Source organism: uncultured Gimesia sp. (genome assembly GCF_963972345.1).
Taxonomy (GTDB): domain Bacteria; phylum Planctomycetota; class Planctomycetia; order Planctomycetales; family Planctomycetaceae; genus Gimesia.
In genome coordinates, this window is record NZ_CAXAVM010000006.1 from 25,860 (window position 1) to 52,525 (window position 26,666).

Annotated in this window: 21 protein-coding genes; 8 read left to right on the top strand and 13 right to left on the bottom strand. The window is 51.8% G+C overall.

The window, feature by feature from the left end; translation table 11 throughout:
- Positions 1–5 precede the first annotated feature (5 nt).
- On the top strand, positions 6–1,310 hold the full coding sequence (locus AACZ40_RS01755) for a PQQ-binding-like beta-propeller repeat protein (protein ID WP_339672964.1): 1,305 nt from the start codon (positions 6–8) through the stop codon (positions 1,308–1,310).
- A gap of 161 nt (positions 1,311–1,471) precedes the next feature.
- Here the strand turns inward: AACZ40_RS01755 and rimK are convergent, their stop codons facing one another.
- Entirely contained in the window at positions 1,472–2,875 is a 1,404-nt protein-coding gene (gene rimK / locus AACZ40_RS01760; protein ID WP_291170553.1) for a 30S ribosomal protein S6--L-glutamate ligase, read from the bottom strand.
- 114 nt (positions 2,876–2,989) lie between these two features.
- Entirely contained in the window at positions 2,990–3,439 is a 450-nt protein-coding gene (locus AACZ40_RS01765; RefSeq protein WP_291170554.1) for a GNAT family N-acetyltransferase, read from the bottom strand.
- A gap of 366 nt (positions 3,440–3,805) precedes the next feature.
- Between AACZ40_RS01765 and AACZ40_RS01770 the strand changes: the two genes are divergently transcribed.
- The 3 genes from AACZ40_RS01770 to AACZ40_RS01780 all read left to right on the top strand — a co-directional run bounded on the left by AACZ40_RS01770 (position 3,806) and on the right by AACZ40_RS01780 (position 6,734).
- Positions 3,806–4,774 carry a DUF1559 domain-containing protein gene (locus tag AACZ40_RS01770; RefSeq protein ID WP_291170556.1) on the top strand — a complete coding sequence of 323 codons (969 nt, stop codon included), beginning with the start codon at positions 3,806–3,808 and terminating at the stop codon, positions 4,772–4,774.
- A gap of 52 nt (positions 4,775–4,826) precedes the next feature.
- Entirely contained in the window at positions 4,827–5,231 is a 405-nt protein-coding gene (locus tag AACZ40_RS01775) for a hypothetical protein (RefSeq protein ID WP_291170557.1), read from the top strand.
- Between the two features lie 111 nt (positions 5,232–5,342).
- A complete protein-coding gene (locus tag AACZ40_RS01780) occupies positions 5,343–6,734 on the top strand; it encodes a hypothetical protein (protein WP_291170559.1) in 1,392 nt (463 codons plus the stop codon).
- A gap of 832 nt (positions 6,735–7,566) precedes the next feature.
- On the opposite strand, the gene AACZ40_RS01785 is transcribed toward AACZ40_RS01780, so the two are convergent.
- The 8 genes from AACZ40_RS01785 to recQ all read right to left on the bottom strand — a co-directional run bounded on the left by AACZ40_RS01785 (position 7,567) and on the right by recQ (position 16,208).
- Positions 7,567–8,628: a PQQ-binding-like beta-propeller repeat protein gene (locus tag AACZ40_RS01785; RefSeq protein ID WP_339672968.1), complete on the bottom strand. Its 1,062-nt coding sequence runs from the start codon at positions 8,626–8,628 to the stop codon at positions 7,567–7,569.
- On the bottom strand, positions 8,615–9,046 hold the full coding sequence (locus AACZ40_RS01790; protein WP_291170561.1) for an Rrf2 family transcriptional regulator: 432 nt from the start codon (positions 9,044–9,046) through the stop codon (positions 8,615–8,617). Before AACZ40_RS01790 ends, AACZ40_RS01785 begins: the two co-directional genes overlap by 14 nt.
- 72 nt (positions 9,047–9,118) lie before the next feature.
- Entirely contained in the window at positions 9,119–9,919 is an 801-nt protein-coding gene (locus tag AACZ40_RS01795) for a hypothetical protein (RefSeq protein WP_291170562.1), read from the bottom strand.
- A 114-nt stretch (positions 9,920–10,033) separates the two neighbouring features.
- Positions 10,034–11,692 carry a DUF4198 domain-containing protein gene (locus AACZ40_RS01800; RefSeq protein ID WP_291170564.1) on the bottom strand — a complete coding sequence of 553 codons (1,659 nt, stop codon included), beginning with the start codon at positions 11,690–11,692 and terminating at the stop codon, positions 10,034–10,036.
- 37 nt (positions 11,693–11,729) lie between these two features.
- Positions 11,730–12,512, bottom strand: a complete 783-nt coding sequence (locus AACZ40_RS01805) for a DUF3386 family protein (protein WP_291170566.1) — start codon at positions 12,510–12,512, stop codon at positions 11,730–11,732.
- A gap of 41 nt (positions 12,513–12,553) precedes the next feature.
- Positions 12,554–13,012, bottom strand: coding sequence for a hypothetical protein (locus AACZ40_RS01810; RefSeq protein WP_291170568.1), 459 nt, complete (start codon positions 13,010–13,012; stop codon positions 12,554–12,556).
- 107 nt (positions 13,013–13,119) lie between these two features.
- Complete coding sequence (locus tag AACZ40_RS01815; RefSeq protein WP_291170569.1) at positions 13,120–14,016, bottom strand: DUF1559 domain-containing protein; 897 nt, start codon at positions 14,014–14,016, stop codon at positions 13,120–13,122.
- Positions 14,017–14,372: 356 nt separating this feature from the next.
- On the bottom strand, positions 14,373–16,208 hold the full coding sequence (gene recQ, locus AACZ40_RS01820; protein WP_291170571.1) for a DNA helicase RecQ: 1,836 nt from the start codon (positions 16,206–16,208) through the stop codon (positions 14,373–14,375).
- 590 nt (positions 16,209–16,798) lie between these two features.
- Here recQ and AACZ40_RS01825 point away from each other — a divergent pair.
- Positions 16,799–17,575, top strand: coding sequence for a hypothetical protein (locus AACZ40_RS01825; RefSeq protein WP_291170572.1), 777 nt, complete (start codon positions 16,799–16,801; stop codon positions 17,573–17,575).
- A gap of 86 nt (positions 17,576–17,661) precedes the next feature.
- Here the strand turns inward: AACZ40_RS01825 and AACZ40_RS01830 are convergent, their stop codons facing one another.
- Positions 17,662–19,002: a DUF1501 domain-containing protein gene (locus AACZ40_RS01830; RefSeq protein WP_291170574.1), complete on the bottom strand. Its 1,341-nt coding sequence runs from the start codon at positions 19,000–19,002 to the stop codon at positions 17,662–17,664.
- A 505-nt stretch (positions 19,003–19,507) separates the two neighbouring features.
- Between AACZ40_RS01830 and AACZ40_RS01835 the strand changes: the two genes are divergently transcribed.
- Together AACZ40_RS01835 and AACZ40_RS01840 are read left to right on the top strand one after the other, a co-directional pair.
- Positions 19,508–20,872 (top strand): cyclopropane-fatty-acyl-phospholipid synthase family protein, encoded by a 1,365-nt coding sequence (locus AACZ40_RS01835; RefSeq protein WP_291170576.1) that lies wholly within the window; start codon positions 19,508–19,510, stop codon positions 20,870–20,872.
- Positions 20,872–21,999, top strand: a complete 1,128-nt coding sequence (locus AACZ40_RS01840) for an NAD(P)/FAD-dependent oxidoreductase (RefSeq protein WP_291170578.1) — start codon at positions 20,872–20,874, stop codon at positions 21,997–21,999. Before AACZ40_RS01835 ends, AACZ40_RS01840 begins: the two co-directional genes overlap by 1 nt.
- Positions 22,000–22,040: 41 nt before the next feature.
- Here the strand turns inward: AACZ40_RS01840 and AACZ40_RS01845 are convergent, their stop codons facing one another.
- Positions 22,041–23,771, bottom strand: coding sequence for an FAD-dependent oxidoreductase (locus tag AACZ40_RS01845; protein WP_291170580.1), 1,731 nt, complete (start codon positions 23,769–23,771; stop codon positions 22,041–22,043).
- Positions 23,772–23,961: 190 nt separating this feature from the next.
- Between AACZ40_RS01845 and AACZ40_RS01850 the strand changes: the two genes are divergently transcribed.
- Positions 23,962–25,485: a hypothetical protein gene (locus tag AACZ40_RS01850; RefSeq protein WP_291170582.1), complete on the top strand. Its 1,524-nt coding sequence runs from the start codon at positions 23,962–23,964 to the stop codon at positions 25,483–25,485.
- Between the two features lie 82 nt (positions 25,486–25,567).
- Here the strand turns inward: AACZ40_RS01850 and AACZ40_RS01855 are convergent, their stop codons facing one another.
- Positions 25,568–26,482, bottom strand: a complete 915-nt coding sequence (locus AACZ40_RS01855; RefSeq protein WP_291170584.1) for an alpha/beta hydrolase — start codon at positions 26,480–26,482, stop codon at positions 25,568–25,570.
- Positions 26,483–26,666: the final 184 nt, after the last annotated feature.

Here is a 26,666-nt window from a genome sequence, read left to right on the forward strand (position 1 = left end):
CACGTATGGTTCGCATGACACACAGATGGTTCCTGCTGGGAATGCTGCTGGTAGCCGGCTGTACGCAGACGACCCCGGTCGAAGAGATTTCCGTGAAAGCCAGTGGTGTCTCTCTAAAAGATACGGAATTGCCCGACCTGTCTCATCTCTGGCCCGGCTGGCGTGGCCCGGATCGCAATGGTCATGTGCCGGATCAACGGCTGCCGATCGAGTGGAACGAAACTAAAGATATCAAATGGCGGACGGATATTCCCGGACGCGGTCACAGTTCACCCGTGGTGACAGAAGACATGGTTGTGCTGGCCACTGCTGACGACCAGGACCAGGAGCAGATGGTCATCGCGTACAATCGGTCTGATGGCTTGGTGCGCTGGGAAACGGTACTGCATCAGGGAGGCTTCCCCGGCCCAGGTGAACTGCACAAAAAAGGGACCAATGCCAATGGAACCGTACTGTTTGATGGCGACCGGATCTATGCCGTTTTTCTGAACTCGGGAAAAATCATTGCCACGGCTTTGGATCTGGAAGGCAAAAAGGTCTGGCAGAAAGAACTGGGGTCTTTTAATTCGAAGTTCGGCTATGCTCCCTCTCCCCTGCTCTTTAAATCATTCGTGATTATCGCGGCGGACAACCGGGGCGGCGGTTACCTGGCGGCTCTCGACCGGAAAACGGGAGAGATTGCCTGGCGTGTCTCGCGGCCTGCGGTCAGTACCTATTCAAGTCCCGTAGTAGCTTATGTCGGGGGCCGTGATCAATTACTGATCAGCGGTTGTGACCGGGTCGCCAGTTATGATCCGGCGACGGGGAAAGAGATCTGGAATACCCCCTGTCTGGCCGAAGCAACGTGTGGGACGATTGTGACCAGCGCCGATAAGATCTTCGCCAGTGGAGGCTATCCCAAACGCGAGACCGTCTGCCTGTCGGCTGAGGGAAAACTGCTGTGGTCAAACGACACCAAAATTTATGAGCCCTCCATGCTGGTGGACGGCGGGCAGTTGTATGGTGTAACCGATGACGGGATCGCGTACTGCTGGTCGATCGACTCGGGAGACGTGCTCTGGCGAAACCGTCTGCGGGGTTCTTTCAGTGGTTCCCCGATTCTGTGTAACGGTCTGATCTATGTTGCGAACCTGTCGGGTGAAACCTTCGTGTTTGAAGCGAGTCCGGACGGGTATAAAGAAGTCGCGTTCAACAAGCTGGGAGACGACTGTTACGCCAGCCCGGCTGTGGTGGACAGCGAAATCTTTCTCCGCGTGGGCAAACAGGTCGGCGACAAACGCCAGGAACAGCTGGTGTGTATCGCAGCCTAAACAACGGAAAGCCCGACCGAAAAATCAACCGAGTAATCGGTCCGTTTTGTATGCTGTGTCCCGTTTTACTGTAGTATCTTGAGGGGCTTTTGGATCGAGAATAATCGGTTGAGAGACGCGACTGTTATATGTGACACGCTCTCACATCGCAATTCAGTCTCTCATTTATGGCGTTTGCCGCTGATTTCGCGTTTCCATTCCAGTTTTTTCTCGATGGCGGCGATCATCATGCCGGCGATGTCTTTGCCGGTCGCAGCTTCGATGCCTTCCAGGCCGGGCGAGGAATTGACTTCCAGTAACAGAGGTCCGTTTTTGGAGCGGATGATGTCGACGCCGGCGATCATCAGTCCCAGAACTTTGGTGGCTTTGACAGCCAGGCGGCGTTCGGTGGGAGTGATTTTCACGACCGAAGCGGTGCCCCCCTGGTGGATGTTGGCGCGGAATTCACCCGGCGCGGCTTCGCGCTGGATCGACGCGACGACTTTTCCGTCAATGACGAAGCAGCGGAGATCCTTGCCGTCGGCTTCTTTGACGAATTCCTGAACCAGCAGGTTGGCGCGGAGAGCTTTAAAGGCGTTGATCACGGACTCGGCCGCTTTGCGGGTCTCTGCGAGCACGACGCCCCGCCCCTGTGAGCCTTCGAGCAGTTTGACGATCAATGGTGCGCCGCCGACCATTTCGATCAGGTCATTGGTGTCGATCGGAGAATTCGCGAAGCCGGTCGTGGGGATGTTGATGCCGCTTTTGAGCATCAGTTGCAGCGAGTAGAGTTTGTCGCGTGACTGGGTGATTGAGGTGGAGTTATTCACGGTGAGCACGCTCATGCTCTCAAACTGGCGGGCCAGCGCACAGCCGTAATAGGTGATACTGGGGCGTATGCGGGTGATGACTGCATCGAGATCGTCCAGGATGGAGCCGCCGCGATAGTGGGCTTCGGGCTCGACCGCGTCGAGTTTCATGTAACACTGTTTAATGTCCAGGAATTCCATTTCATGGCCGCGCTCTTCCCCCGCTTCGAGAATGCGCTGATTGCTGTAGAGTTCCTGGTTACTGGCCAGCAGCGCGATTTTCAAACCACTGCGGGCCTGTTCGCGTTTGCCATAGTGTTGATCGAGTGTGTCGCCGGAAACCTGCCCCATGCAGAAGCTGATGGCAGGGTCCACGAGCATGCGGCCGCTCATGGCTTCTCGTCCGAGCAGCATGCGATAGCCCATGGAGTCGCGGTTGGCCAGCGTCAGTTCGATTTCCCAGGCTTCGCTGCCGATTTTCAGAGTTGCCAGAATCACATAACGGGTTTCCGAGATGCCACTGGAACTTTTGACAACTCGTTTATCGATAATGGGGCGTTCGCAGCGGACGACGATCCGACGGTTGTTCTGCAGCGGATGGACTTCAAAGCTGACCCAGGTTTCTCCCTGCCTGCGGAATTTCTGGACGTTGAATGCGTGGATGGAGGACGTCTTGGCGCCGGAGTCGACACGGGCCTTGATGGCGGGCAGGCCGAGGTCGGGGAAGGCACACCATTCTTCACTGCCAATGATCTGCTTGGAAGGATTCTCTTTCATGGAACAATATATTCTATCTGGGATGATCCAGGTTGAGTGGGGCGTGATTGACTGGGTCGTAAATAACGGAGTTCCGCGTGAGACGGGCAGAATCCAGCTTGTAAGGATAGGGCATCAGAGCGTCAGATGGTAGACCAGAAACTGTTCGTCCTGCTGCCAGCCGACAGACTGATACAGCGCCTGCGCTGTTTGATTGGTGATCTCTGTCGAGAGTGAAAGCCGTATGGCGTTCACACTCCGGGCATAATCCGCTGCTGCGGCAATGAGTCGGGTTGCGATGCCCTGCCGCCGCCCGGCGGGAGTGACGAACAGATCGTTCAGGATGAAGATTTGGGCAAGTGAGACCGACGAGAATGAGGGATACAACTGTGTGAAGCCCAGCGGGGTGTCTGCTTCACTGGCGAGGAACAGCACAGACTCACCGTGCTGGAGGCGATCCTGCAGGAACCCCCGAACTGCAGCGGCATCACTGGGACGTCCGTAAAACTGACGGTAGCTGTCGAACAGAGGCACGAGGGCATCCAGGTCAGAGAGCACAGCCTGTCTGATGGTAATCTGTTTCATGGGGCACTCGTGGCGTTTTCAAGCGGACTGAATCAACGGACATGGATGACTGCTGCGTTTTCACCTGGGGCAGAAGCGATACGGTCTGCCCCGTCAACTGGTTGTATTGCTTCTGTAGAAACGCTGCAGCAGTCTGCTTTTACAGCAAACCGGTGAGTCGTGACAACCTTCATGATCGACATTCATCAGAAATTCAAAGAGAACAAAATATGTGAATAATATTTGTAAATGCAATACATATGCATTTACAATAAGTGTTTGTCTGATAGGATAACTCCCGTTTTGAGGGCAGGATAGAAAACCGGCCGATCTGGTTCGTGCTGTGTGGTTCTGTCTGTGAATAGATAACTGTGACCGGGAGGGGAAATGAAACGTTTGCGCAGAGGATTTACTTTGATTGAGTTGCTGGTGGTGATTGCCATTATTGCGATTCTGATTGCGTTACTGTTGCCGGCGGTGCAGATGGCGCGGGAGGCGGCGCGGCGGACTCAATGCAAAAATCATATGAAGCAACTGGGACTGGCGCTGCATAACTATCATGAAACCCACTCGCGTCTGCCTTTGATGGCGTCTGACTCGCTGTATGGTTATTCTCCCGCGGCACAGCTACTCCCTTTTCTTGAGCAGGGGAATCTGCATGATCTGATCGATTTTCGGGAACCGCTGTTAACGGGGCCTGCCTGGGCGGCGACGATCAATCCGGCGCTGGAACTGGTCGCGCAACAGGCTTTGCCGATCTTCCTGTGTCCCAGTGATGCGGGGTCGGTGTATTACACTGACGACAATGGAACAATCTGGGCCGGCAGCAACTATCTGGTGAATGGCGGTTCGGGAGAGAATCTGGCGTACTGCACCAGCGATAATGACGGACTGTTCTGGCGCGGTTCTTCCACACGCTTTCGTGACATAACGGACGGAACTTCGAACACGATTTTCATGGCGGAAACTCTGTTTGGAGATCGAGGGCCGGATACAGCGACGCTGTTGGATGCGGATCGTCAGATGAAGCGCGTGAGTGGTGGCGGTCCCTGCACTGCGTCAGCGGACGATCTCACAGGACGGGCAGCCACTCGCTACGAGGGGGGGCGTGCGGCAAGCTGGATTCGTGCTCTGGGCTATAACACGCTCGTACACGGCTACTATCCGCCTAATTCACCCAACCCGGATGTGACCCATCATGGCGAAGTGATTTCCGGAGCACGCAGTCTGCATATTGGCGGCGCCAATGTTCTGCTCTGTGACGGAAGTGTGCGGTTTGTGAGTGAGAATGTGCATCTGCAGACACTGCGCGACCTGTTCAGTCGAGCCGACGGGAATGTGCCTGGCGAATTCTGAGAGACGCGGAATCTGTTTCAACGTGAGAATTAGAAAGTATTGAGAGTTCTACATGATCAAAATTCAATGTCGGTTAACGCGGCATTGCCTGTTGCTGACATGCGGGCTGTTCCTGTCAGCAGGTTGTGCCGAAGAAAGTTCTGCTTTATCAGAAGTTCCCCGCTTCGAAGCGCCGGAGACATTTCAGGCGGATGGATTCAACTGGCAGCGTGAAGAAGGCTTCAGCCGATCTGATACTGCCGTCTTATCCCGTTTTTTCCAGTTGCAACCCGGGATGCAGGGCAGCCCTGCGGTGGCGGGGGTACCGGTCATCTATCACGGAGTGCAAAATCGCAGGCGGTTTTACTGGATTCAGGGAACCGCTGACGGTCCACTCTGGTCGTGCGTGGAATTTTCACAGGGCCGGTATCAGTTTCTGGAAGGGACGGGGAACCCGTATCAGTCGGGTTCGCAGTGAGTGTGTGAGTTTTTGTTAAGAGTGAACATACCAGATTGAAATCAATAACAGAGGTGTCAAATGAATTGGGAGTTTTGGAAGCGATGTTCTGTTCTGTGCATGATGTCATTGATGATTTCAGCGTGTAACGCAGTGGATGCCGGCCCGGAAGAAACAGAGAGCCAGACGAAGAAAAAATCTGAAGTCGCTGAAGCAAAGAAAAACAAGCCGACCGTCTGTCGCCTGTTTATCCAGGATCATGCAGGGAAAACGGTGCGCTGGGCTGATATTTTGAAGGGAGAGACCCTGGAAATGTCAAGTCCGTCTGTTGTTCCCGGTTTTCCCAAACTGGATGCAGAGCAACAGAATCTGGTGCAGATGGAAAGTTCGCTGCAGACGATGCTGGTGGGCGTGCGTGACCACGAGGACGGAGCCAATCAGAGTGGCTGGATTTTTCTGGAGACCGGGGTCGAAGAAGAATCGCATGGCGACCACGCGCATTGGAAATTCAAACACGAGCCACGCGTCGTGCAGTCGCAACTGGATGAACTGCAGGGGAATCCGGCACACCTGTATTGTTACCAGGGTGTTTACTATCTGGCTAACGACCGGAATTCGGGGTATACGCGGATTGATCCCCGAAGTTATCGAGATCATCCGGAATCGCCGATCGCGGCAGGATTTCATCGAGGCGGCGGGCAGCATATCACCCTGGCCGTCGTTGACGGGACGACCGGCTATGCCTCCTGGATTGCCGGTGGGGGACCAGAGAAAGGGCTCATTGATGTGACCCGGATTCGGCCCGAGGGGAATTCGGAAATCTGTTATTCCTTTTCACTGCCCACGGGGGCCATTCATGGTCTGACGACCTGTTCTGGAAAAGTCTTTTTTGCACCCGCCGACGGGATCTGCTGGTGTGAAGCAGATCGAAATCCCCTGCCCTCTGAGCAGCAGCAGGTAAATGTGCAGCATATTTCACTGGGAGTTGATAGCGAGACTCAGAAGCCCCACCGGACAGGAGCTTTTACAACGCATCGCAATTATGTCCTGTTTGTGTCCGGCAAGGGGCCGGAAGCACGCCTGTGCCTGCTGAATGCAGAACGGGAAACACCCGAATTGATATCCGTGCCCCTCTCCCTGCTGGCGGGGAACTCGCCTGTTTCTTTAGAAGTCTGCCGGACCGCCTGGGGGAAACGGCTGGCATTTGTGTTTCACAATCATTCGCAGGATCTGGAACAGGATGAATTCCTGAGCGTGATTGAACTGGATCCGGATGGTGACCTGAATTTTCAGGATGCCAGGCTCCTGAAAACGATCAAAGTGGGGGCCAGCAAAGTGGAGGGACATTACGGGCATCATGCGATCACTTTCGATCAGGCAGGCCGCTATGCATTCTGGTCAGAACCGGGAACGGGGCTGGTTAAAGCGCTGTCACTGGAGACCTTGCTCCCGGTGGGTGAATTCTCTGTGCCAGGCGTGCCCACGAAGGTGATCGCCGTGGGGCAACAGGATCAGGGGGACTGACTGCTGCCGGCGAACGACTGCCGGATTTTCATCTACGCTCGAAAATGTCAGATCGGGTAGACTGTGTGTGGATTCACTGGGAACCGGCGGCAGGGGTATGTTACGCCGCCGGTAGTCTGTTTCGATACCAGGAACCGTTGTGGTGAGGAGGTTGAGATGTGGATGTTATTTTCGCTAAGGACAGCAACAGGTCAAGCACAGGCATGTGGCGAAGTGCTGCGATATAGTGGTGATCTGTGCCGGTTGAGGAGCGATGCCGGAGCGATGTGTGTGGAAGTGTGTTGATCCGCAGATCAATTCAGTGACCATTCTTTAACTGGTCGAGAAAAAACAATGAATGCCCAGTGGGATAACAGACAGATGGGTGCAGTCATTCCTGATAAGCAGTTCTTTGCAAAGTGGACACGCGCGCGACACAGTTTGCGTAGTATCTCGGGCGGCAGGAAGCTGTCAACTGCAATAATGTGTGGTGAAAACGGAGCAGTGACAAAAGATCTCCCCTGAACGTTTCAGGAGAGATCTGCCATTCCAATGATAAGGGGAGAACTGGTTATTTGCCTTGTGCTTCGATGCAGTAGAGTTCCGTGCCCGTGCGAATCAGCAGTGCCTGATCGACGGCAGCGACTCCGTAGATGGTGGGCCCCAGTTGCGGATAGCCGCCTCCTGAGCCACGTTTGGCTTGAGCGTTTTCTTCAGTCGCTGGTTTTTCCGGTTCGTCAGCGAAAAGTTCGTTGGAGGCCAGCAGTTTGAATTCGGGGCCGGGCTGCAGGACATCGGTAGTCCCTTTTTTCGTGAAGAAGTAGATTTTGTCACCCGCGGCAAGAGGCGAACTTCAGCAGGGGCCGGACAGTCGTTCCGCATAGAGCTGCTTACCGGTTTTGAGGTCCAGGCAATAGACGACGCCGACTTTATTGACGAAGTAGGCACAACCCTCAAAGGCGAGTGGCGTGCAGTAATAGGAGACCGCTTTTTCCGCTTTCCAGACGATTTCGTAAGACGGTTTGCCTTCTTTGGTAACCAGTTTCAGGCAGCAGTTGGATTCACTGGCGTTCGCGGCATCCGGGTTGCGACGATCGGTGGCGGCCCCGATTAACACATAATCTTCAAAGACAGAAGCAGAAGGAATGGTATTGCCGCTGATGCCGGACAGCGTCCAGAGCAGTTCGCCGGTCAGACCCTGGTAGCCGGTGACGGTGCCTTTGGCACTGACAATGATTTCGGGCTTGCCAGCACGGTCGGCGATGACGGGAGAAGTCCAGGCGACGCCTTCTTCCCGATCCGTTTTCCAGAGATTCTTTCCCGTTTGTTTATCAAGTGACAGGAGGTAGGAAGGTCCATCATGGGCTGTCAGGACAATCAACTGCTCTTTCGTCTGGGCGAGGGAATTTCCGATGCCGTGATTACTGACAAAGGGTCCATAATCTTTCACGAGGGAACGCTGCCAGAGTGTTTCCCCGGCATGCGAACAGGCGATGACATCGCCGCTTTCAAAAAAGGCATAGATGCCCTGCTCGTCAACGGTGGGTGTCGGTGCAGCGCGGGAGACCATGGACGAAGTCTTTTTGGTCTGGCTGGCCGGGTATTCTTTACTCCAGAGCAGCTTTCCGTCGGCCAGCCCGTAGGCGTGGATGAAGCATTTTTCCTGTTGGGGACCTGCGATCGAGGTCACGAAGATGCTGTCTTTCCAGACAACGGGAGAAGACTGTCCATAGCCGGGCACGCTCTGCTTCCAGCGGATTCCCTGGGCGGGAGACCAGTTCAAAGGCAGGTTCGTGGCGGTGGTAATGTTTGAGCCTGTGCCCCGAAAGCCGGTCCAGGTGTCTGCAGCCTGTAGAACGGCTGCATTCAGCAGGACGGCGGTGGACAGGAGCAGGCAGTGTTTATTGTTGAACACAATCAGGTACCTCGGTCGATGGTCGATTTGAAATGTTAAAGATGTCTGCAAGAGAAGTCTGTTCAAGACTGGTTTCCAGCAGTGAAAAAGTATGGTTCAGATGTTGATCGAGCTGCTGGACTTCGCTGGAAGACGCGGCATTCCACGGATACTGTTCACGGGGAGATCCCGCTTTGACTGACTTGATCACATCCAGAAGCGAGATTTCCTGGGGAGTCGGAATCAATGCATAACCGCCATTCTGCCCCCGTTGTGAGCGGATCAGGCCGGTGCGATTCAGTTCCAGCATGATTTTTGGGAGATAGGCATGGGGGACATCAGCTGCCTGCGACAACTGGTCTCGCGTCATGAACTCAGGGAAACGAAATGCCAGGCAGGTCATGGCTCTGAGAGCGTATGCTTCGGTTTGAGAAATCATAATAACGACTCGTCTCTGGGAGCATTTTGAAAACGGATCAGTCTCGAACAACCACGAGCAGGCTGCGAATCGTTACCGTTTCAGAAAATTATAGGGACTGGAATTACTGCCCGGCTGGGGATTGAAGGAAGACTGTGTGTCCCGGGATGACAGTTGCTGCTGGAGGTTCAGGCAATAATCACGGCGACTGTGGTCTTCCACTTTGGTAAAAATATGAATCAGTTTCTGTAGACAATTGGAACACTGGATCTGTTTGAGTTCGGTTCGGCTGATTTCGCTTACAGTTTTCCAGGCTTCTTCCATTTCCCCTGACTGGACCAGTATGTTACTCAACGCGATTCGATAGTGGCGATTCTCCGGGTCAAGTGAGACGGCTTTGCGAAGCACGCCCGCAGTCTGCGGATACGGGTACTTGAGTTTCTCCATGAAGTATGCCATGCCCAACAGGGAATCTGCACATTCGGGATCCTGCTGGACTGCTTTGCGACAGGCGGATAATGCCAGATAGGTGAGATCGGGGTATCGACCGAGATAAGCAGCGATGGCCGGCAGAAGTTGATCCGGGATATCATCGCGTTGCAGCAGAATCGAGAACACGGAACTTCCCAGAGACATTTTACCGGTTTCCAGATAATTTTTTGCCAGCACATATTGGCCGGAAGCAGACAGGGGAATCAGGGTGGTTGCCGTTTCCAGCGAGTGGATGGAAACATGCTGCCAGCTCAAAGAGTCTTCAATTAATCCTTTGAGTTCCCACGCTTTACCAGAGTCGGGCTGGGTCTGCAGGAGTCTGGCGAGCCATTCGAGTGCCTGGAATTGCAGTCCCTGTCGGAACAGGCCGATTGCTTTCTGCAGTATGTTTTGAGGTTCCATCTCGCACTCTCCGGACAGGAATCTGTTTGTATCAAAAAAGAGGAGAGACAAGAGCTCCCGGAAATGGGGCGTATCCAGAGCAGAGCTCTTGTCTCTTCATACGGAATGCGACGACTAATTCAGTTTGACCTGCTCAATCGTTTTGAGGTGTCCTTTGCGGGAAGCACCGCCGATGGCAAGGAGACCACCGTTCCCATCAGGCAGGAGCCGATGGAAAAAGCGTGGTGTGGCCAAGGTACCTGCTTTTTTCCAGCTGTTATTCTTCTCGTCCAGCTGAAATACATCCCCGTCCATTCCACTCACATACAGGTTACCGTCAATGCTCCAGGCAGTGGTGCCGAATCCATTCATGGTGCTTCCGGGAAGTTCGGGGCCTTTCGTCCATTTTCCGGTTTCAGGAACATAGACGTCGACTTGGTGGCTGATGTCACCATCAGCGTCGATGCCACCCATAGCGTAGATTTTCCCCTGGTGTGCAGCGGCGGAGAGTGCTCTTCGCTGGAAGGGCTGCTTGATAGATTTCCACTCTGGTTTTTCCTGGGTCGCATCGAGGACCAGCATGTCATCCTGCCAGATCGATTCGTCTTCTTTTTGCATGGTCCAGCCACCGACAACGTATAAATGATCGCCGAGGAAAACCGCATCGTGAGAAGAGCGACCGGTGGGCATGGCTGTGACCGCTTCCCAGGCCTTCTTGTCAGGTGAAAAACGTTCCACAGTTGGCAGAGATTCCATCAGGGAATCTTCGTCTTTCTTGTTGTAAGCAGAGAGTCCGCCGACGCGGTAGACGCTTTCGCCGTGGGGAGCCATCGCTAAACCCTGCAGTGGGGTTTTGAGAGGCAGTGATTCCCATTTGGTCGGCTGTTTGAGATTCAGACGCTGGAAGTTCTGTGAGAGATTCTCTGCAGAGTGAGCGTGAGCACGACCGATGTGACCGCTGTAAACATACAGATAATCTCCACTGACGGCGGCACCGAAGCTGGAAATTCCTTCGGGCAGTTGCGGGTATTTGCTGTCAGCTTCTGCTGCAGAAGCCTCTGCTGTTTTTTTGCTTTCCGTGACTGCGGCATAAGGCAGAGTCAATGTAGAGTAATGACGCACGCTGTCGTACTTATCGCCTTTGTGCTCGCCTGTTTTCTCTTCGACGAATTTGGCCCGGATCGAGTAAACTCCTTCAGCCAGTTTGAGCTGGTGCTGGCCCTGGGCGTTGGTGGCTGCGGTCACTGTGGAATCACTGGTTTTGGGGCCGATGATTTTGAGTTCGACGTCTGCCTGTGGTTTGCCCTGCCAGTTGACCTGCAGAGTGACTTCGTCCCCTTTGAGGGTGGGCACAATATCCAGGGGCAACTGCTCGGTGGTGGAGATTTTGCTCCAGACACGCTGACTTTTCCGGGGATAGGTTTTGGCATAGTACTGCAGCAGGAACTGGCTCTCTCCACGGGTAATGACGCCATAAGTGTGGCTCAGGCCGTAGGCGGCACGCCCTGCTCCCTTTGGTTCCGGCGTTATAAACAGTGAGTCATCGCCGGCTGTGAGGGAGTAAGTTTCCAGCTTGCCTTTGGCGTTTTTCTCCCAGACTTTAATGCCCGAGAGGGGCTTGAGCAGATCCGGGTCATCGGGTTCGGCTGCCTCACCGAAATACAGTTGAACTTTGGCGGCATTGTTTTTTCCATCCGCTTGAGGCAGGAGCCAGAGGAAATGGGCAAATGCCTGGTTAGTGATTGATGCAGCCAGCAGGCAGACGAGCGCTGCAGTCCATTGAAACGTTTTCATATTGATGCTCTTTTACGTTAGTAGGAAGAATCGAATGTTACCTGGAATCAGACTTTGAGAGTGATTCAGGAGTCGTTAAACGATGGTTTGTCAATTTGATTGAGCCGACATTTCGCTCAAAGTTTTCGCCGGTTTCCACGGTCAACATGCTGGAAGGCAGATCGAAGTTTCCGATGCGGGTGAATGCAAAGGTATTGCTGCGATTTCCTGTGATGGCCCCGGTTTTGGGATCGCGGTAAATCACGGACGTATCTCGGGGTAATACTTCATTTTCCTTCGTTCGCCAGACATCCAGTGTGGAAATTGTGAACCAGGATTTATCGGAACGACGATGGACTTCGGTCATCACGTCATCCTGCAGGCGAAACGAAACGTTCTTGCCATCAATGTTGACCAGTCGGCCCAGAGGGTGATTCACTTCATCGTCAGCAAACGTAGCGGGAATGGGTTCCTGCTTGCGAAATTTGCGATGACCGATCACCGAATTCAGTTTAGGCAGACTCCATTCGGACAATGAATTATCTTCCAGGGTCAGATTGACTTTGAAGTCCTTATCAGCCGTGAGTTTGCCAGTCGTACTTTTACCATTGTACTGGACGACGACATCGGCTGTGAAGCCGGGGAATTCGCGCCAGGTGACCCGGGCTTCCCGGACTTTCTGGTACAGTTGGGTGGCCGCTTCCTTATTAGGGCTGGAAACCAGTTTGGGTTGATCCCGGGCAGGCGACCACTGAATGGTGGCAGAGAGCGTGAGCAGGACGATCAGGCCAGCCAGCCCCCAGCTTTTTAACTCTTTCTGAATTAGGTCATAGAACTTCATGAATTTGCTCCGCAGTCGTTAAATGATATAGCGGCGGCTGTTTATTTTGATTCAATTTTAAAATCAAAGGAGTTTTGTCCGTCTTTTGTGATCAACGCAGTCAGCTGACTCTTTTTGTTGTAAATATCAGGTATTTCGAGATCGAGTGGATTAGAAAGCATTTTGCCAGATTTGATTTCTGCCTTAATTTGGGTTATTTCTTCTAACTCTGGAGTTCTAGAGACAATTTCGACTCGCGCCTTTCCGACAGCGGGGCCCCCTGCTGCTGGGATCTGATAAATCCCCTGTCGCACGATGCCAGAAGATTTGATGGTTCCTTCCGGTGTTTCAGAGATAAACAGAATTTTGGCACTGGAGAGTGGATCTCCATTGTAGAGTACGGTTCCTGATACTTTGAGGCGTTCTACTGAAGAACTTGAACTATCACTGCAACTAAAGCTCATGCATACTAAAGGTGCCAATAATAAAACTGACTTTATTGATCTTTGATAATCAATCATAATTAGTATATCTCTGCTCGCTCTGAAAGAATCATCGTTTATGTACACACTGAAAAAGGCGGTCAATCAGACCTCTTGTTTTAAATTAAAATCTGCGTCAGGTCTGTTTAGAAATCCCCAATGACTTCACCACCAGCACGAGTGGCTAAAGCGTCTAGTTTGCCTGCATCGATATTTTCGCTCACGAAATGTACGGAACCGTCTGCCAGGAGAAAATGGGCTCCCCCCACATGATCGCTGCGCCAGATTGAAATATCAGCTCCGGTTTTGGCATTAAACTGACCACCAGTATTGCCCAGAGATGCGCCGGGATAGGATGATCCCCAGCGTGAATATCCCCAGCGGACTGTTCCAACTACACTTGAATCGGAGGAACAGGTTGTAGGTCCCCATGTATAATCTTTGAGGTTGTAATTGAATTCACCTCCCATGATCGTATTTGAAAGTCCGTCCGTAACATCTCGGAACCGGTAGACTCTAGTTATATAGGGAGGAGAATAGTATGTTCCCATTCCGCCTCGACCTTCAAAAAGACCATCATCCCCTTCTTCATCCGTTCCTGTAGAGAGACCATAGCTGGTGGGAGCCCCTTCTTCATCGTCACAAGTTGGATATGGGACAGGCCGACGTAAAACCATGGAAGGGCACAAGTATACGGGGAGTTTCTTATTGATAGCAGCAATATTGGACGGATCAGCGTAGCTCAGACTGAAATCATAAAGATTTTGAGCATTAGCCTGATCCAGGTAAGGAAGGATTGCGACAAGCGGCCCCATAAGCTTTGGGAACTGAACTCCTAAGGGCAATGCAATGTGCACATCGTGATAATTATGAATCGCCAAGCCGATTTGTTTCATATTGTTTTTACATTGGCTACGGCGGGCGGCTTCGCGGGCCTGCTGGACGGCGGGGAGGAGCAAGGCAATCAGAATGGCGATGATTGCAATGACAACGAGAAGTTCAATCAGTGTGAAGGCGCGTCTCTTGCGATAGCGGGATAGCATGGTTTCTCCTGACATGTGTAGTCTTTACCAGTGTGATGAATTTGAAAGATCACCTGATCTTTCAATGCCCGTTTGGTTCTGGCTGGCTGGCTACTGATGGAGAAAAACCATATTTGCTGGCTGGCTGATTGAAATTGAAACTCAGTCTCAATAAATCAGATCCTATAATGCGGTCCCCTGTCCTGCAAGTTTTCCATATCGATTTTGTGGAAAAATTCTAAAAAGGAATCGGCTCAGGGGGAATTGGGAAAGGAAAATCCAGGCTACGCTCACACCCAAGAAGGATCAATCCTGTTAAGGAGCCAACTACCAAGGGGTGGAAGAGACTTTCTCATAAAGATAACGAGAGAAAGGACTTATTGAGGATGTGTTTCCGGCTGCGAAGCAATACAGTCGAGAAACTGCTGCCCGAAGTCGTCACATTTTTTTTGTCCGACGCCCCAGATTTCGAGGAATTGAGGCAGGCTTTGCGGCTTATGTCGTGCCAGTTCCCGAAGCGTTGCATCTCCGAAGACCATATACGGCTGAATCCCCTTCTCTCCGGCGATCTGCTTTCGCAGTAAGCGCAGGCTTTCGAAGAGGTCCTGGTCGACACCTTTCCAGTTCAGATTTGATAAATCGTTCTTTGCAGGACGATTCGTGTCGGATTTGCCGGTCTCTGTCATTCGCATCAACTGGGGAGTGACTTCGCCTTTGAGGAGTTGTCTGCCGGACGCAGTGATACGCAACTGCTGATACTCGGCTGTCTTCGTCAGATATCCCTGGGAAACCAGTTGGTTGATCCAGTGCCTGATTGTTGCCAGGCTTTCTGTTTTCAGCAGGCCGTAAGTACTCAACCTGTCATGCCCGTTCGCCAGGACTTTTTTGTCTTTGGAACCTTTCAAAACCGCAGCCGTATAGGAAGCGCCAAAATTCTGATCCTGTCTGAAAATGGAGGACAGAATTTTCTGCCCGATGACCTGGGCGTCTTCGACTTTTTGAAAATCACCACGGCAGAGATCGCAGCCGGTTTCGCAGTCCTGCTCCAGGTCCTGTCCGAAATGCTGCATCAGATAACGATGTCGACAGTCAAAGGCATGGCAGTAGTTCTGCATGGCCTGCAGCGACTGGAGTGCGCTCGCTTTCGATTCATCGGGCTGGTCTTCCAGAATCCGCTTCCAGATCATCGCATCCTGTTCCGAGTAGAGCAGCACACATTCCGCTTCGAGCCCATCCCGGCCTGCCCGGCCGCTTTCCTGCTGATAGTTTTCCAGCGACTTGGGTAACCCGGCGTGAATCACATAGCGGACGTTCGGTTTATCGATTCCCATGCCGAATGCGATTGTGGCGACGATGACATCCACCCGGTCCTGGATAAAGGCTTCCTGATTGGCTGCCCGTTCTCTATCCTCTAATCCCGCATGATAGGGGCGCGTTTCATAACCGGCGTCATTGAGCGATTCGCTTAGAGATTCGACATCGGCGCGGGAAATACAGTAGATCACGCCCGGTTCTCCAGGATGCCGATCCAATACCGTACACACCTGGTTAAACCGGTCTGCCCGTCGCGCAACGGAGTAAGTCAGGTTGGGCCGATCGAACGAACCGATGAGGATCTCGGGGGTTTTTAATCCGAGTTGTACGGCGATATCGGAGCGGACGTCTTCCGTAGCGGTTGCGGTGTAGGCATGAATGCCGCACTGGGGAAAGATGTTTTTCAGCTCTGAGAGTACACGATAATGGGGGCGGAAATCATGTCCCCACATACTGACACAGTGTGCTTCGTCGATGACAATATAAGACAGGTTAATTTCCGCCAGCAGGCAGAGCATGTTTTCGAGCATCAGCCGTTCGGGGGCGACATACAGGAGTTTGATCTTGCCGGCCCGGACATCGCGCAGGACCTGGCGAGATTCTTCCTGGTCCAGGGAACTGTTGAGACAGGCCGCGGAGATCCCACAAACGCGGAGTGCATCGACCTGGTCCTTCATCAGCGAGATCAAGGGGCTGACCACGACGGCGGTCCCTTCTCTGCAGAGTGCAGGCGCCTGGTAACAGAGCGATTTGCCTCCGCCTGTCGGCAGGACGACCAGCGAATCCCGGTCATCCAGGACAGCGGTCATCGCTACCTGCTGCAGCGGACGGAACTCCGCATAGCCCCAGTATTCGTGCAGTACATCCAGTAAAGCGTCATCCATTCCAGCGCGGGTCATTTTCAATTCCGTATTCTCTGTATCGTCTGAATCATGCAGTCAGCGTGTCGATACATATCGTAACGGGTTGCGCAGAAAAGCTAAAGGAAAGAGTTGATGATGTTGGTATTTATCTGGCTCTCAATGGTAGCAACATCGACTTTTAAAAAAACACAATATGAAAATTAAGTTATCTCGCAATTTGTGATTGACAACTGAATATTGCCAGAGTACCGTGCTTGAGTCATTTTCAGGAAGAGACCGTGATTTCTCTTTTCCCAGCCAGCTCTTCGCCAGCCATCTTTTGACACAAAGATTCGGTTTCCAGGCATCGCTCTTCGCCAGCCTTTGAATCATCTTCAGGCACTTGCGTCAGTTTACCAGGTATCACGTTTCCTCTCTTTTTGATCTCTGATCGTAAGACTCATTTTCTAAAAAAACTCTTTACCCGACTTTGATATTTAAGAGGTAAGGTTTGTTTAAACAAAATCGAATTGCGCGCAGAGGATGACAGCCCTGTCCTGCGATCTAAAGAGAATCCCGTCGACTCTCGCTGGTCTGATGCACCAGAAATCGCAAGCTTTAAAACGTGTTTTTACGGAGAGATGAAGATGAAACGAAGGCAACTATTTTGTGTCGCGTTGTTAATTATTATGGGGAATGCAGTCTGCACTTCAAAGGCACGAGCGCAATACTATTTTGAAAGGGATCCTGCGAGTTATGTGAAAGTGCGTGATGACTTCTTTATAGCGGCGATAGGGTTTATCGATAGTGTAGTGGATGATACTGATATTAGTGTTTCGGATACAGGTAATCAAGCGGTGATTGCGAGTTCGACGACAAGTGCCAGTGCTGTCTCTGAAGTTTCGTCTGTTACTGCTGCTTCAAATACGCAAATAACATTTAACTCTGATTTAGTTGCCAATGGGCAAGTTTCCGCACTCGCAATGAATACCTCGATTGCATCTGTAGGTACTTTAGATTTTGCAGAGTATGCAGGTGTGAGATTTTATGAAGCATATTCAAAAGCAACTTGTGATGCAAAATTCACACTTAGAAACAGTCAGATGGATCCGCCGTCGACACAAATCAAATTAAAAATCAAGCAAAGTTCTTCTTATGCTGCCGATCCGGCATTTTACTGGATGCCAGAACATTCATTTTCGATTTATAAAAATGGTAATCCTTCACCGATGCTGACATCATCGGCATCAGGTGAAGTGACGTTTATTGATCCAGCGGCTAATCCCGGTGATTTTTATGTGATTAAAGGGATTGTAAATGCGGAAGGAGGGGCATCCTACGGATTATATTTTCCAACTGGTATTATAAATTTACTTGGCAGCCTGGAAGTGACTGGTGAAGCAGAGGTCTCTGTCGTGCCGTAGTGGATTTATGGAATCGTTTAATTAAAAAAAGGGAGTCATTCAACTGATCTGAATGGCTCCCTTTCGTTTTGAATCAGCACTAGCAGTCAAAACACTTCAGGCAGCGGATCGTAGCCGTCCACCAGATAGTGGGGACGCCCTGAGAGGTCGTGAATGGAAGCCGCGTTGTAATCGATTCCCAGGTGGCGATAGAGGGTCGCGAAGACTTCGCCGAAGTGAATCGGGCGATCGGCGACCTGGGCTCCCAGTCGATCGGTGGCTCCGATGACCTGGCCGGTTTTAAAGCCACCCCCTGCCAGCAGTCCAGCCCCCACAGCGGGCCAGTGATCGCGTCCGCCATCTTTGTTGATTTTGGGAGTTCTTCCGAATTCACCCCAGGCGACGACGGCGACGTCATCTGCCATGCCTCGTTCGTGCAGGTCTTCGATCAGCGTGGCCAAGCCCTGATCAAACTGCGGGAGATGCGTATTCTTTAAGCCGCCAAAATTATTGCTGTGAAAATCCCAGCGACCGAAATTCAGGGTGACAATCCGGGCACCAGCTTCGACCAGTCGTCGTGCCATGAGGAAGTGCTCCAGGTTTCTTGGGGCACCATCACCGAAGTTTTTCGGATCCCCTTTTCCATAGCGTTCGCGGACGGCAGGATCTTCCTGCGAGAGGTCGAGCGCGTTGACCAGTCGATTGGAAGTCAGGATGTTGAACACCTGCTGATTCATATCGTCCATGCCCTGCATGGAACCGCTGGCGTCGGCTTCGCGTTTGAACTGATCAAAGGAGGCCAGCAGTTGTTTGCGGTCGTTCAAGCGTGATTCGTCGATGCCGTTCAGAACCATGTTCTTGCGTGATGGGCCGGAAGGACGAAACGCGGAATTGCTGACTCCCAGAAAACCGGGTAACCCGGGCGAGCCATAGGGGGGATGTCCCGTGTCAGGCGACAGACCGACGAACGGCGGGACAGCGGGATTGGCAGGCCCCTGAAGTTTTGAAACGACCGAACCAATCGAAGGCCAGCCACCGGCCGGCTGATTGCGGGTGGTACGACCCGTGTAACAGATGAAGGAATCGTGGGCTCCATTGGGGGAGCCATGCACCGAACGCAGGGGAATGATTTTATCGGCGATATTCCCCAGGCGTGGCAGGTGTTCGCAAATCTGGAATCCGGGCACCCGTGTTTCGATCGGTCGGAACTCGCCTCGAATTTCTGCCGGGGCATCCATTTTCAGGTCATACATGTCCTGGTGCGAGGGGGCACCGCACATGTAAATCATGATGACTGCTTTTTGGCGTTTGCTGCTGCCTGACTGAGACTCTGCCTGGAGTAACTGAGGCAGGCTCATGCCACCTAAACCCAGTGCGCCAATTTTCAGGATTTCCCGTCGTGAAACACGATCACAGAGCTTAGTCTCTGGTCCCCAGATTGACAGCATCGAAATTCCTTTCTCAAGGACAGGCAGGAGTATAGTGGAGCAATTGTGGTGAGCTAATTTGGTGTGGATCAATGATCAAGGAACATTGATGTGTTCAATTGTAGCACTTCCAGCCGGGGAATTCCAAGCCCAAATCCAGAAAGTGAGACTCTGAAACGAGAAATTCGTTCGTAGCAGATTCTTCATATTTTATCGACTCTCAAGGGGAATTCAGTGGTGGGCAACTGGATCACGCCGCAAAGAGCGGATTGCTGAAATGGTTTCTTCAGTCGTTAAAGTCAGGTATTTTCGCCCGTATTGACATTGAGAAATTAAGTTGAGATCAAGACTTTCGATGGCGCAAAATTTCAAGAATTCTGCTGAGAACTCCAGAAATAATTTGAAATTTTGAACAGGGTTGCGAAAATAGCATCCAGGGCAAAGAAAATACCATGGTTTAAGTTCAGGAAATAGAAAGCGTTTATTTACAGAGAGATTCTGACTGTCATTGATCGGGAGATCGAAAGTGAATCCAACCAGGTCTGACTCAACATCCCAATATGCCCCCACAGAAAAATCATCCGATGACCAGCCTGCGAGCTTGAAAGGCCAGGCAGTGCTGCCTGAGCTTTCCGCCAGCTCGGTTCTGCCTCCACCTCAATCGGGGGCAACTGCCTTTGACCGCTGGCTGATGCGGACCATGCTGAAGCAGGCGGGGAATCCGGAAATCGAGGTTGTTTTATGGGATCAGTCGGTGATCAGCACTTCCCCTGTCCCTCCCCGGTCGCGTGCCGTGATTCACAATCGCAGTACACTCTATAAGATGCTGATCGATCCCAGCCTGTATTTTGGAGATGGCTATTCTCAAGGGCAGATCGATGTGGAAGGGGGACTGGTTACTTTCAATGAAGCCATTGATCAATGCACGCATGTCGTTGATACCAAGCATTTTTATCGAGACGGATTGCGAAGCGGCCTGACATGGTTGAAACGGAATACGATTGATGCCGCCCGCAGCAATATCCATCATCATTACGATATCGGGAATGCTTTTTATCAGCTCTGGCTGGATGAGCAACTGGCTTATACCTGTGCTTACTTTGCGGATCCAAAGATGTCTCTGGAAGAAGCACAAATCGCCAAAATGGATCATGTCTGTCGCAAGGTCGGTCTCAAAGCCGGTGATACTGTCGTTGAGGCAGGCTGTGGCTGGGGGGCCCTGGCGATACACATGGCGAAGTATTACGGCGTCAAGGTCAGGGCATTTAATATCTCCAAAGAACAGCTGGCTTACGCGCGTGATCGAGCGCAGCAGGAAGGTCTGTCGCAGCAGGTGGAGTTTGTGGAAGACGACTGGCGAAATATTACCGGTACCTGCGATGCGTTCGTCTCTGTGGGTATGCTGGAACATGTCGGCCTGAAAAACTATCGGCGGCTGGGAGAAGTGATTTCCGGCTGTCTAAGTCCACAGGGCCGTGGTCTGATTCATTCCATCGGCTGTAATTCGCCGCGCACACTGGACAGTTGGACGACACGCCGCATTTTTCCGGGTGCCCATGTGCCCAGCTTAAGTGAAATGATGCAGATCTTTGAACCCCAGAAATTCTCAGTCTTGGATGTGGAAAATATTCGACTGCATTATGCGATGACACTGGAACACTGGCTGCAGCGGTATGAGCAGAATCTTGATCAGGTCAGAGAGATGTTTGACGAAAACTTTATCCGCACCTGGCGTCTGTATCTGTCTGCTTCCATTGCCGCGTTCCGTTCGGGGTCTCTGCAACTCTTTCAAGTCGTCTTTACAAACGGCAACAATAATGAAATCCCCTGGACTCGTGCAGGACTGTACGCGCAGGAACGGGGAGAGTCCAGGATTGGTGAGCAGACGTAATGTTATCTGATGGCTGCGATATTCTGATTGTGGGGGGAGGGCCGGCCGGTTCGTCCTGCGCCTGGGGCTTACGTGATTCAGGACTGGATGTTCTGATTCTCGATCAGGCCACATTTCCACGAGATAAAGTATGTGCCGGCTGGATTACGCCGGCAGTCGCTGAACTGCTGGACCTGGATTTAGCCGAATATCAAAAATCACATGTCCTGCAACCGATTACCCGCTTTCGGACCGGGATCATCGGTGGGGCTGCTGTGCAAACTGAATATGCGCAGACTGTCAGCTATGGCATTCGGCGTTGTGAATTCGATGCTTATCTGTTGAATCGTTGTGGAGCGCGAACTCGACTGGGTGAGAAATTCAGTTCTCTGGAACGAATTGAAAACGGCTGGCTGGTCAATGGCTGTCTGCAGGCGAAAGTCATCATCGGCGCGGGAGGCCATTTTTGTCCGGTGGCCCGCTGGTTGAACCCGGAAAAACGCGCCGAACATTCCGTCGTACTGGCACAGGAAACCGAATTTTCTCTCACTCCGGAACAGGCAAAGAACTGCTGTGTGCAACCTGAACGTCCAGAACTTTATTTCAGTCCCGATTTACGTGGTTATGGCTGGTGCTTTTTAAAAGATGGTTTTTTGAATGTTGGCATTGGACGCGAGGGAGAGAAAAATCTGTCCTCTGTCCGGGATGAGTTCGTGCAGTTTCTGGATTATGAAGGACGGATTCCCCGGGAGATCCTGGAGAAATTCAAGGGGCACGCCTATCGACTGTATGGCCTGGCGAAACGCACGATTATGGATGACGGTATTTTACTGATTGGTGATGCGGCTGGCCTGGCTTCGCCTCAGAGTGGAGAGGGAATTCGGCCTGCGATTGAGTCTGGCCTGATGGCGGCAGATGTTTTGCAGAGATGGCAGAAAGGCTATGACAAAGCGCAGCTGCAGGAGTATCAGCAGAAAATTCTGGATCGCTTTGGTCCCTGGCCTGACAAGCCTGCGGAGAGCATCGTCCCTGCTCCCCTTCGCCAGTTTCTGGGCAGGCATTTGATGTCCACACACTGGTTTACAAGAAATATTCTGCTGGGGCGCTGGTTTTTACAACAGCATTTGCCACCCCTTGTAAGAAATTGAAATCAGTATCACTCTATTTCCCGGGGGTCGTCATCTGATTGTCAGCCCAGGCGAGACCATTTGAGTTCTATCCCCTGCTTCGTGAGTGATGTCTGAAAATCCTGAAGCTTTTGAGGTGTGTTCCGGATCTGGCGAGGCGTTGTCTGGTTGGCTATTGCATGGGCGCAGAGTGCACCGGCGGCTTCACCAATGGACCACTCTACCGGGTGCAGCCGATAGCAGCCATTGGAGATATGTGTGGTGCCTATGTTTTTGCAGCCTGGAATCAGGTTCTCCACCCGTTCCGGAATCATGGCTCCCAGGGGAATCTGGAAGGGAACGCTTCCCATGTCAATGTAATTGTCTCCGCCGGAACTGGGATGCAGGTCGAGATGGTAGTAGCCGATTCCCACCGTATCGGAGAACGGCTTTGCCAGTAGCGGTTTATGATCTTTTCCCAGCACTTTGAGGCGTTCCGAGTGAGTCAGGTCCTGTTCTTTGATTGTGGTTTCAGCGCGGATGCGACGAGATTCCCGGATATAGGGATATTTGGCCAGTCCGTCAGCAGTGCCTGTAATGTCTTTGCGCAGTCGCAGTCCGGGCCAGCCCTGCCCGCCATCAGGACGCGGTGCGGTGGTCTGCAGCCAGTATAGCAGCGAAAGACTGAGCTGTTTGGCTGCTGTGATGTGCTTTTCCCGTTCTGCGGGAGAGACATCGGTGATGTTGCCCAGCATATAATCATTTTGGGGCCAGTTGATGACGGTAATATCACTGGCGTAAGATCCGGGCGTAAAATTATTGCGGTCAATCATCCGACGGTACAGCCAGAGATTCAGCGATCGGGTCTTCGGAGCGGGGGTCTCTTTTCCACAGGGAACAAAAGAGAGTGCCTTGGGCTCTAATGTTCGAGGAGAAGAATAAGCGAGTGAGAGAAGTTTTCCTGACCAGGCTGGTGTTAAAGGGGGAGTATGATCTTTCCAGAAGTCATACATTTCGGGACGTTCAATGGTATGATCCTCGCCTGCCAGATGATCAATCGCGAAGCAATGCGTAAATGACTGGATGTTGCGGGGATTTGCTTTCTCGGGAGCATGCGGCTCACCGGTTTCTGACCGGGATTCTGCACCAAGAACATACTCGGTTTTTGTTAACGGGAGTAAATCCCCTTCTTCGCTGGCATCGATGAAGTACGATGCATGCAGGGTTACAGGATGTGCTGCCCCTTGAGTCTGACAGGTGACGGCAGTGATATTATCGCCTGAGACTTCAGCAGACAGTGGTTCTGTATTGAGTAAGAGCGTCAGTTGACCACTGCTGATGGCAGGAGCCAGCATTGACTGCAGAGCGGCAATCCCGACTTTCGGTTCATGGCAGATGCGGGACACAGAACCATTGCCCGGATTCAGGTTGGCCGTGTTACGGGCTTTGCTGGTCAACGGATAGTATTGTTTGTAATAATCTCGAATGAGTGTCCGCAGTTTTGCATAAGACTCGGTACGGCCAAACGACTCGATCCATTGATGTTCGTCCGGGGGAACCGCCTGTTGTGAGAGCTGGCCGCCAATCCAGTCAGTCGGTTCGGTCAGAATCACACGTGCGCCATTGCGACAGGCTGCCAGTGCAGCAGCGCAGCCTCCCAGCCCAGCCCCGATAATAACAATGTCTGCTGCCTGCTCGTGAGGTTCCGCCGCAGCCCAGGAGCGTGATTCCAGGGCATGCAGAAAATCGAGGCTGAAGATTCCAGAGCCATAGATACCGCATTGCTGTAAAAAGCGTCGTCGTTGCATACTCATGATGTTCAAAACTATGAAGAAAAATGATTGGGATCAGGAGGGCTTGAAAGAGGAACAAGGCTCTTAACTACTGCTGTTTCGTAATGATCTTAAGTATATCGTGGCGAACAGGACTGTTGGAAGTGTTAAATGCAGAGATGTGAATGTTCAAGCGAGGAAAATATTTGAAGATCAACGAACAGGTAACCCTATGATCTACGCCCAATGTCTACTCTGTGTTGTGTTGATGGTAGTGCCTCGCATGCTGGTCGCTGCTGAATATTTTCAGATCCAGGTCGTCGATAAAGAATCACGAAGAGGCATCCCGCTGGTTGAACTGGAGACAGTCAATCAGATCCTGCATGTCACTGACAGTAATGGGATCGCTGCGATCAATGAGCCCGGGCTGATGAATCAGGAAGTCTACTTTTTTGTTCGCAGTCATGGATATGAATATCCTGCAGACGGGTTTGGATATCAAGGGAAAAAGATCAAGGTCACATCGGGCGGGAAAACCGTCCTGGAAATGAAGCGGGTTAATCTTGCAGAACGATTGTACCGCATCACGGGGCAAGGCATTTATCGTGACAGTCTTCTGACGGATGTCGCAGTTCCTCTGACGCAGCCTGTCTTGAATGGTAAGGTCCTTGGCTCGGACAGTGTGGTAAATGCAAAATTTCATAATCGGGTGTACTGGTTCTGGGGGGATACGAACCGGCCCGGTTATCCGCTGGGGAATTTTTCTGTGCCAGGTGCTGTTTCCGATCTGCCCGATCAGGGAGGGTTGCCAGTTGAGCAAGGCATCAATCTGAATTATTTTCTGGATGAGAATGGCTTTGCTAAGAAAACCTGCGATATGCCGGGCCCGGGACCCACCTGGATTGATGGCCTGGTAACCTTACAGGATAAACAGGGAAGCGAACGACTGTTTGCAAAATACGTTAAGATTAAAGGACTGCTGACCACGTATGAACGGGGGCTGGTCGAATTCAACGAGAAACAGAAAGCATTTGAGAAGCGCGAGGTATTTGATTTCAATGCTCCGCTTTATCCCGAGGGGCATCCGGTGAAATATCGGATGGATGATCAGGACTATATCTTGTTCGGGCAGGCAGCCCCTCTGATTCGCGTTCCGGCGAATCCTGATGCTCTGGCGGATTTGAAACAGTATGAAACCTATTCCTATGTGAAACCGGATACAGCTGCAGCCGCTGACTGGACTGTGGATCGGGATGAGGGGGGAGCATTACGCTACCAATGGCGGAAGAATGTCTCGCCCTTAACCAGCGAGCTGGAGAAAAAACTGATCCAGCAGAACAAACTTTCAGAACAGGAACGATACTTTCAGATGCGTGACATCGAAACAAACGAGAGAATTGAGATTCAGAACAGTTCTGTTGCCTGGAACGAATATCGAGGCAAATGGACGATGATCGGGCTACAGAAATATGGGACTTCCGTACTGGGCGAGATCTGGTATTCCGAAGCGGCAAGCCCGCTGGGACCATGGAAATGGGGGCGTAAAATTGTCACGCATGACAAGTACAGTTTTTATAATCCGAAACAGCATCCCCTGTTTGCCCGTGAGAAGGGGCGTCTGATTTACTTCGAAGGGACTTATACCGCTCTGTTTTCAGGGAACGAAGTCAAAACGCCTCGCTATGATTACAATCAGATCATGTATCAGCTGGATTTGTCTGATCCGCGACTGGCGGCAGAGTTGTTCGAGAAATGAGAATACTGACGGGAAATAAAAAAAACACAGAGACGAAATCGGTAGCGCCGTCTCTGTGTTCATGTTGTGTTGAAGATTGAATTCAGGAATCTTTATTCAAAAGTTTGTCCATCAGGAATTCATCGGAAGTCGCATATTTTTTCGATTTGGAGACGCCGGGGATTAAGAGATGACACTCGGTACCGACTTGATCGGCTTTCTCTTTCATTTTGACGCCATAGACGGGGTGATGAATTCCATGGCCTGCGTTTTCAGAAGGCAGCTTCATGTTATTGTTGTAAGTCATCAAGAGTGGAGGATCATCGGCGGTCAGGTGATTGTAAGGTGAGAATTCCTTGTAAAGTGCTTCATGCTGTTTGTAGTTCTCCATTACTTCCTGCATACTTTTTCCGCCGACCGATTTGTAGATCATCGCATGTTTGAGAACATTGGGACCGAGCCAGGGTTCGATTACTTTAGGGTCGATTGATGTCTGTCCGCCAGCGACTGCCGCAGAAGTCACCCGCGTGGATTCCCGCAGCACCGGATCCTTGGCTTTCGGGTCAGCCAGGTCATCGTGCAGTAACAGCCACATTGAGGTGCAGGCCCCGGCACTGCCGCCTGTTAACGCGATACGCTCTTTGTCAATATTCCATTCACCGGCTTTAGAACGGATGAACTGAATGGCACGGGCGGCATCATGTACGGGAGCGGGTAGTGGCGCTTCGCCCGTTAACCGATAATTAATTGATGCAAAGGAGATTCCCTCTTCCAGAAAAGGCTGGATGTTGCGGACACGATCTTTGTCGCCGCCAATCCAGCCGCCGCCATGAATGTAAACCAAAAGCGGGCGGGGACCAGTGCCTTCTGCCTGCCAGAAATCCAGCTTGTTCATTTTGGAGGGACCATAGGAAACTTCTGCCTGTGTCGGTGGCGGATTGCTGGGTTTGTCGGCTGCAAGAACAATAGAAGAAATTAAGGTGAACGTGATCATCAGAGGAAACATGGAACGCTGCATTTAATCATATCCTTATTAAAACGGTGTCATGTCATAAATACAGGAATGGGATCCTGGCTGCTGACAAAGATCAGTCAGTGATCCCCAGATAGCAAGCTGCTGCAGTCAAGAGTAACCGGTAGCTGGTAATCTATTCTGAGGAGTTTAATTATCCGGATCAATGGATTATGCTGGGATCTGAACC